An 8336-nucleotide genomic window follows, 5' to 3' on the forward strand; every position below is an offset into this window, starting at 1 on the left:
CATAGTCATGCATGCGGTAATTTTTTGCCCATGGTTGCTGGGTAGCGTTTAGGTAAAAACCTGCACCGAGGCCGAAATCCCAAGCACCGTCTGGATCACCCGGTACATCGGGGCCGCGCGGACTGGTGTCCGGCGCCACAATAATCAAACCCAGTTCGGCCGCTATTCGCTGCGCGCCGGCTTTGTGCATGAAATTTTCATCCGTGCAGGTCAGTCCGGACAACCAATAGACCACCGGCAACTTGCCACCCTGCTCCGCCTGAGGCGGCAGATACACGGCAAACACCATGTCACAACCGAGCACATCGGAATGATGCTTGTAGCGCTTGTGCCAGCCGCCGAAGCTTTTCTGGCAGGAAAGATTTTCCAAAGTCATGGGGAAGGCTCCCAGCTACAAGCTTCAAGCCCTAAGCTGCAAGAAGGCACAACGCCCCCCCTTGCAGCTTGAAGCTTGAAGCTTACCGCTGCTCTCAGAAGTGAATGACAGTGCGAATGCTTTTGCCTTCATGCATCAGGTCAAACGCCTTGTTGATGTCTTCCAGCCCCATGGTGTGAGTAATGAACGTATCCAGCGGAATTTCGCCGGTTTGCGCCATCTCAACGTAGCTTGGCAACTCCGTACGGCCGCGAACGCCGCCGAACGCCGAACCGCGCCAGACGCGCCCGGTAACCAGCTGGAATGGCCGTGTCGAGATTTCTTGACCCGCGCCCGCTACACCAATGATGACCGACTCGCCCCACCCTTTGTGGCAGCACTCGAGCGCAGCACGCATCAGTTGTACGTTGCCAATGCATTCGAACGAGAAATCCACACCGCCGTCGGTGAGATCAACGATCACTTCCTGGATAGGTCGGTCGTAGTCTTTCGGGTTGATGCAGTCAGTAGCGCCCAGCTGTTTGGCGATGTCGAATTTGCCAGGGTTGATGTCGATGGCAATAATCCGCCCGGCCTTGGCTTTTACCGCGCCGATCAATGCCGACAAACCGATGCCGCCCAAACCGAAAATCGCGACGGTATCACCCGGCTTGACCTTGGCGGTATTGATCACTGCACCGATCCCGGTGGTGACCCCGCAGCCCAGCAGGCAAACTTTTTCCAAAGGCGCGTCTTTGGATATTTTAGCGACCGAGATTTCCGGGAGCACGGTGTACTCGGAGAAGGTCGAGGTTCCCATGTAATGGAAAATCGTCTGACCCTTGTAGGAGAAGCGCGATGTGCCATCCGGCATCAAACCTTTGCCCTGAGTAGCGCGAATGGCTTGGCACAGGTTGGTTTTGCCCGACAGGCAGTATTTACATTTGCGGCATTCAGGGGTGTACAGCGGGATCACGTGATCGCCGACGACAACCGACGTCACGCCTTCGCCGATGGCCTCAACAATTGCGCCGCCTTCGTGACCAAGAATCGACGGAAAAATACCTTCTGGGTCTGCACCGGACAGGGTGTAGGCGTCCGTATGGCAAACGCCAGAAGCAACGACCCGCAGTAACACTTCGCCGGCCTTGGGCATCGCGACATCGACTTCAACGATTTCGAGCGGTTTCTTGGCTTCAAAGGCAACGGCAGCACGTGACTTGATCATCTTTTTCTCCAGCGAGTAAATACAAGTCCACGAGTGTAATACAGTGCCGTTTGAGGAATAATCCGAACGAAAGCAAAACATTATTGCTGAGCAGGGATAATCAAGGGGCGTAAACCAGTGGTCGCCAATCTATGGGAAGGGCTGGATGAGTTCGTCGCGGTGGCCGAATGCGGGCAATTTACCGCGGCGGCCGAACGCATGGGCGTTTCGTCATCACACATCAGTCGCCAAATCGTTCGGCTTGAGGAGCGGTTGCAAACGCGTTTACTGTACCGCAGCACCCGACGCGTCACCCTGACCGAGGCAGGGCAAACCTTCCTACAACATTGTCAGCGACTACAGGACGGTCGCGAAGAAGCGTTGCGCGCCGTTGGCGATCTGGCCAGCGAGCCCAAGGGCTTACTGCGCATGACCTGTGCAGTAGCGTATGGCGAGCGGTTTATTGCGCCATTGGTGACGGAGTTCATGGGCCTTTACCCGCAGTTACGGGTCGACATCGAACTGAGCAACCGAACGCTGGATTTAGTGCACGAGGGCCTTGATCTGGCGATTCGCCTGGGCCGCTTGCAGGATTCGCGATTGGTCGCCACCCGCCTCGCGCCGCGCACAATGTACCTGTGCGCATCGCCGTCTTACCTTGAACGGTATGGCCGGCCCCACAGCTTGTCCGAACTGAGCCGCCATAATTGCCTGATCGGTAGCACTGACACCTGGCTACTGCAGCAAAACGGACGGGAGTTTTCACAACGGGTTCAAGGCAACTGGCGCTGCAACAGTGGCCAAGCAGTCCTGGATGCGGCGTTACAAGGCATCGGATTGTGCCAATTGCCGGACTATTACGTGCTTGAGCATTTGAACAGCGGCAAGTTGATTCCTTTGCTCGACGCCCATCAGCCGCCGAACACAGCCGTGTGGGCGCTGTACCCGCAGCAACGGCACCTGTCGCCAAAAGTGCGCAAGCTGGTGGAACACCTGAAAGCAGGATTGGCGATACGTAAGGAGTATTGCGAGCAAGTCAGGTTCAGCGTTTGACTCAGAATGTGCGGCGCTGACGCAACCATTCAAGGTCTTCAGGGCGAGTGACCTTGATGTTGTCAGAGCGGCCTTCGATCAATCGTGGAGACTGACCGGACCATTCCATGGCCGACGCTTCATCGGTGATACTGACGTCCGACACGAGGCTGTCAGCCAATGCGCGATGCAGTGCGCCAAGCCTGAACATCTGCGGCGTGTAGGCCAGCCAGATAAAACTGCGATCGACCGTCTCCGCTACCCGTCCGTTGCTGTCTGCACGCTTGAGCGTGTCGCGAGCAGGAACAGCCAGCAGACCGCCTACGGGATCATCAGCCAATTCAGACAGCAATTTGTCTAGATCCCCACGCGACAGGTTGGGTCGAGCAGCATCGTGGACAAGTACCCAATCGTCGTCATGAGCACCATGGCCGTGCAGATGCAGCAACGCGTTGAGTACCGAGTCGGCCCTTTCAAGCCCGCCCGCCGCCCGTTGAATCCGTGGATCGGCCGCGCAGGCCAAGGTTGGCCAGTAAGGATCATCCACTGCCAAGCTGATCACCAATCCCTTGAGCTGGGGGTGATCGAGAAAGCAATTGAGGCTGTGTTCTAGAATAGTGAGGCCGCCCAACAACAAATATTGTTTGGGACGGTCAGCCGCCATGCGAGCGCCAACACCCGCAGCAGGAATAACTGCCCAGAAGGCAGGCAACGCGCAGGTCATTGGGCCAACTGGTAGAGAGTTTCGCCGTCTTTAACCATGCCGAGCTCATGACGAGCACGCTCTTCAACGGTCTCCATGCCTTTTTTCAGCTCTAGCACTTCAGCGTCAAGAATACGGTTACGTTCCAGCAGCGCATCGTTTTCAGCATGCTGATCAGCGATTTGTTGGGACAAAGTGGCTACTTGCGCCAGACTTCCATTACCCACCCACAGGCGATACTGCAGGCCAGCCAGCAGCAGGAGCAAGATCAGGAACAACCAGTTAGGACTGCGCATTGAATATCAGGTACTCAGTGGAAAAAGACAGCGGTGCCAACACGTTTAAAGAGTGAGAGCATCGAACCCGATTACCGGGCCCGATCACTCATACGCGTAAAGAATCATCAGCTAACCGACTTTTCCTATAGCGCCCGTCGCCTTTTTACCATTTCCTGCTCAGCCGCGAAACTCGCCGCGACCGTTGTAAACAGCCTTGGCGCCCAATTGCTCTTCGATACGCAGCAATTGGTTGTACTTGGCGATGCGGTCAGAGCGGCTCAACGAACCGGTTTTGATCTGACCTGCAGCAGTACCGACCGCCAGATCAGCGATGGTCGAATCTTCTGTCTCACCGGAACGGTGCGAGATAATCGCCGTATAACCGGCAGCTTTGGCCATTTGAATGGCTTCCAGCGTTTCAGTCAGGGTACCGATCTGGTTGAACTTGATCAGGATCGAGTTGGCGATCTTTTTATCGATGCCTTCTTTCAGGATCTTGGTGTTGGTCACGAACAAGTCGTCGCCCACCAATTGAATCTTCTCGCCGATTTTGTCAGTCAGCGTCTTCCAGCCTGCCCAATCGGACTCGTCCATGCCGTCTTCAACGGAAATGATTGGGTAGCGCTCAGTCAGGCCAGCCAGATAATCAGCGAAACCGGTCGAATCATAGACCTGACCTTCGCTGGCCAGATTGTATTTACCGTCTTCGTAGAACTCACTGGCTGCGCAATCCAGCGCCAGCGTCACGTCGGTACCCAAGGTGTAACCGGCGTTGGAGACGGCTTCCGAGATAACACGCAAAGCGTCTTCGTTGGACGCCAGGTTAGGCGCGAAACCACCTTCATCGCCCACCGTAGTGCTCAGGCCACGGGCCTTGAGAACAGCTTTGAGGTGATGGAAAATTTCGGTGCCCATGCGCAATGCTTCCGAGAACGTCTTGGCGCCCACCGGCTGCACCATGAATTCCTGGATATCGATGTTGTTATCGGCGTGCTCGCCACCGTTGATGATGTTCATCATCGGCACCGGCATCGAATAAACACCCGGCGTGCCGTTGAGGTTAGCGATGTGCGCGTAAAGAGGCAGGTCCTGGTCCTGAGCGGCAGCTTTGGCAGCGGCCAAGGACACCGCGAGGATCGCGTTGGCGCCCAGGCTGGCTTTGTTTTCGGTAGCGTCCAGCGCGATCATGGCGCGATCAAGCGCTTGCTGGTCGACTGGGTCTTTGCCCAACAAAAGAGCGCGGATAGGGCCATTGATGTTGGCCACAGCCTTGAGCACACCTTTGCCCAAGTAACGGCTCTTGTCGCCATCACGCAACTCGAGTGCTTCACGCGAGCCGGTGGAAGCACCGGACGGCGCGCACGCACTGCCGATGATGCCGTTATCGAGGAGCACATCCGCTTCCACGGTGGGATTGCCACGGGAGTCGAGAACTTCACGACCTTTGATGTCGACGATTTTTGCCATTGTTGTAAACACTCCAGGATTGACGAAGACGACGCAGGTGAAAATAGGGATTGTCGCCGTCAGCACATATAAAGCGGGCAGTCTTGACGGGCGACAAACCTCTGACCATCGATCAGAGAAATAGTGTGCGGATCTTTACGGAACCGCACTCTACCGGAGAAGCGGCTGTTACGCGGTTTCTACCGTCGGAAAACTTTTTACTAAGTTATCAAGCGCTTTTAGCTGAGTCAGGAATGGCTCAAGCTTGTCCAGACGCAGGGCGCAAGGACCATCACATTTGGCGTTATCCGGGTCTGGATGCGCCTCGAGGAACAACCCCGCCAGACTCTGGCTCAGACCGGCCTTGGCCAGATCAAGCACCTGTGCACGACGACCACCGGCAGAGTCGGAGCGACCGCCCGGCATTTGCAGGGCGTGGGTCACGTCGAAAAATACCGGGTACTCGAATTGCTTCATGATGCCGAAGCCGAGCATGTCCACGACCAGGTTGTTGTAACCGAAGCTTGAGCCGCGCTCACACAGAATCAACTGATCATTCCCCGCCTCTTCGCACTTGTTCAGGATGTGTTTCATTTCCTGAGGTGCAAGGAACTGGGCTTTTTTGATGTTGATTACCGCGCCAGTCTTGGCCATGGCCACCACCAGATCGGTCTGCCGCGACAAAAACGCCGGCAGTTGAATAATGTCACAGACTTCAGCCACGACTGCAGCTTGCTCCGGCTCATGCACGTCAGTGATCAACGGCACACCAAAGGTCTTTTTGATCTCTTCGAAAATCCGCATGCCCTCTTCCAGGCCAGGGCCACGGTAAGAGGCCACGGAAGACCGATTGGCTTTGTCGAAGCTGGCCTTGAACACGTATGGAATGCCGAGTTTCTCAGTCACGCGCACATAGGCTTCGCACACTTGCATCGCCATGTCCCGCGATTCCAGCACATTCATGCCGCCAAACAACACAAACGGCTTGTCGTTGGCGATTTCGATTGCACCGACACGGATGATCTTCTGCGACATGCTTTTCATACTTGGGCTCAAGCCTTCTTCTGGTGTTGGGTCAGCGCCGCCTTCACAAAACCACTGAACAACGGATGACCGTCACGCGGTGTCGAGGTGAATTCAGGGTGGAACTGGCACGCAACGAACCATGGGTGATCAGGGGCTTCGATCACTTCAACCAGAGCACCATCGCCGGAACGACCGGTGATTTTCAAACCGGCTTCGATCAAGCTTGGCAGCAGGTTATTGTTCACTTCGTAACGATGACGATGACGCTCGACGATGACGTCTTTGGCATAGCAATCGTGAACCAGCGAACCGGGCTCGATTTGGCAATCCTGTGCACCCAGACGCATGGTGCCGCCCAGGTCGGACGTTTCGGTGCGAACTTCAACGGCGCCGGTGGCGTCTTCCCACTCGGTGATCAGACCCACGACTGGATGGCCGCTGGTGCGATCGAACTCGGTGGAGTTGGCATCTTTCCAGCCCAGCACATTACGTGCGAACTCGATGACGGCCACTTGCATGCCCAGGCAGATACCCAGGTAGGGAACCTTGTTTTCGCGAGCAAACTGCACGGCAGTGATCTTGCCTTCTACGCCACGCAGACCGAAGCCACCTGGCACCAGAATCGCGTCTACGCCTTCCAGCAAGGCGGTGCCTTGGTTTTCAATGTCTTCGGAATCGATGTAACGCAGGTTCACTTTGGTGCGGTTGGTGATGCCAGCGTGACTCATCGCTTCGATAAGCGATTTGTAAGCGTCGAGCAACTCCATGTACTTACCGACCATGGCGATGGTGACTTCATGCTCAGGGTTGAGCTTGGCGTCGACCACTTTTTCCCATTCAGACAAATCAGCGCCGCCGCATTGCAGGCCGAAACGCTCAACGACGAAATCATCCAGACCCTGGGCGTGTAACACAGCCGGGATCTTGTAGATGGTGTCGAGGTCTTCCAGGGAAATAACCGCGCGCTCTTCAACGTTGGTGAACAACGCGATTTTACGACGTGAAGAAATATCGATCGGGTGATCGGAGCGGCAGATCAACACATCAGGCTGCAAGCCGATGGAGCGCAGCTCTTTTACCGAATGCTGAGTGGGCTTGGTCTTTGTTTCACCGGCCGTGGCGATGTAAGGCACCAGCGTCAAGTGGATCAACATGGCGCGCTTGGCACCGACTTCAACCCGCAATTGGCGAATGGCTTCGAGGAACGGCTGCGACTCGATGTCGCCAACGGTCCCACCGATTTCGACCATGGCGACGTCAGCATCGCCAGCGCCCTTGATGATGCGGCGCTTGATTTCGTCGGTGATGTGCGGGATCACCTGGATAGTTGCGCCCAGATAATCACCACGGCGCTCTTTGCGCAGGACGTGTTCATACACACGGCCGGTGGTGAAGTTGTTGTTCTGGGTCATGGTGGTGCGGATGAACCGCTCGTAATGGCCCAGGTCCAGGTCGGTTTCGGCGCCGTCATGTGTGACGAACACTTCACCGTGCTGGAACGGGCTCATGGTGCCCGGGTCCACGTTGATGTAGGGGTCCAGCTTCAGCATGGTGACCTTAAGTCCCCGCGCCTCCAGGATGGCCGCCAATGAAGCTGCGGCAATGCCTTTCCCCAATGAAGAAACAACACCGCCCGTGACGAAGATGTAGCGCGTCATGAAAAACCCTAGAAGTCTGCGTTAAAGCGGTCAGAGCCGCCGGGGAAAGCGAAGGAAGGCCGAAGCCCGCAATTACCAAAAAATCTCACAGTGCACTCCTTAAAATTGCTGCGTTGGGACCGGCAGACTGAAAAAACCTACCTGTTGCGCGCTACATTTTTGAGAATCGCCCAGCAAAAACAGCCTGGTAATCGGCAACTTCCGTCGATTCACAAGAATCCACAGAAGCTCTATCAAGAAGGGAGCGTAGTCTACCGGAAACGGGCTTTCAGCTCAAACTTTGGTCGTTCGTCGGTGAGATCCAGCGTAATCGCCAGTTACCATGGGCTGTTCCGTCGAGTCCAGGCAGGTTGGCGACTGCCAATAACTGGTTTTCCCGGTACAACAACGGCAAACGACTGCGAATAAAAACGGGTAAACCACTTTCGTTGAGCAGCCGTTTGAGATCACGGTGGCCGCGACCGGGCAAGTGCATGACTTCCCCGCCTTGGCGATAACGCACCTGAAACTCACCGGCCGGGGCCTCACCGTCGAAATAAAGCTGGCCGTTGTGTGCCAGTTGCAGCGGTTGCGGGGCGTCGCGCCAGAGGGTTACGGCGACGAGTGGCTGCAACCACGCCGTTGGCAGCCA

Annotated in this window: 9 protein-coding genes; 1 reads left to right on the plus strand and 8 read right to left on the minus strand. The window is 56.1% G+C overall.

Going from position 1 to position 8336, the window contains the following annotated elements; genetic code table 11:
• Positions 1-376: alpha/beta hydrolase-fold protein (locus tag M0974_RS15715; protein ID WP_297838491.1), on the minus strand; the 376-nt coding region annotated here is incomplete at its 3' end.
• 94 nt (positions 377-470) lie between these two features.
• Positions 471-1583 (minus strand): S-(hydroxymethyl)glutathione dehydrogenase/class III alcohol dehydrogenase, encoded by a 1113-nt coding sequence (locus tag M0974_RS15720; RefSeq protein ID WP_297838494.1) that lies wholly within the window; start codon positions 1581-1583, stop codon positions 471-473.
• A gap of 117 nt (positions 1584-1700) precedes the next feature.
• Between M0974_RS15720 and M0974_RS15725 the strand changes: the two genes are divergently transcribed.
• Complete coding sequence (locus M0974_RS15725; RefSeq protein WP_297838497.1) at positions 1701-2615, plus strand: LysR substrate-binding domain-containing protein; 915 nt, start codon at positions 1701-1703, stop codon at positions 2613-2615.
• Position 2616: 1 nt separating this feature from the next.
• Here M0974_RS15725 and ispD read toward each other — a convergent pair whose 3' ends face one another.
• The 6 genes from ispD to tilS form a co-directional block, all read right to left on the minus strand.
• A complete protein-coding gene (ispD, locus tag M0974_RS15730; RefSeq protein WP_297838500.1) occupies positions 2617-3318 on the minus strand; it encodes a 2-C-methyl-D-erythritol 4-phosphate cytidylyltransferase in 702 nt (233 codons plus the stop codon).
• Positions 3315-3593, minus strand: a complete 279-nt coding sequence (gene ftsB / locus M0974_RS15735) for a cell division protein FtsB (RefSeq protein WP_297838503.1) — start codon at positions 3591-3593, stop codon at positions 3315-3317. The genes ispD and ftsB overlap by 4 nt, the downstream gene beginning before the upstream one ends.
• A 159-nt stretch (positions 3594-3752) precedes the next feature.
• The gene (gene eno / locus M0974_RS15740) at positions 3753-5042 is read right to left on the minus strand and encodes a phosphopyruvate hydratase (protein WP_297838506.1); all 1290 of its coding nucleotides are present in this window, start codon (positions 5040-5042) and stop codon (positions 3753-3755) included.
• 168 nt (positions 5043-5210) lie between these two features.
• Positions 5211-6056 (minus strand): 3-deoxy-8-phosphooctulonate synthase, encoded by an 846-nt coding sequence (gene kdsA, locus M0974_RS15745; RefSeq protein WP_297838514.1) that lies wholly within the window; start codon positions 6054-6056, stop codon positions 5211-5213.
• A gap of 17 nt (positions 6057-6073) precedes the next feature.
• Positions 6074-7705, minus strand: a complete 1632-nt coding sequence (locus tag M0974_RS15750; protein WP_297838508.1) for a CTP synthase — start codon at positions 7703-7705, stop codon at positions 6074-6076.
• Positions 7706-7973: 268 nt separating this feature from the next.
• On the minus strand, positions 7974-8336 hold a 363-nt coding region (tilS, locus tag M0974_RS15755), incomplete at its 5' end, for a tRNA lysidine(34) synthetase TilS (protein ID WP_297838511.1).

The organism is Pseudomonas sp. (assembly GCF_026224925.1).
Classification (GTDB): Bacteria; Pseudomonadota; Gammaproteobacteria; order Pseudomonadales; family Pseudomonadaceae; genus Aquipseudomonas.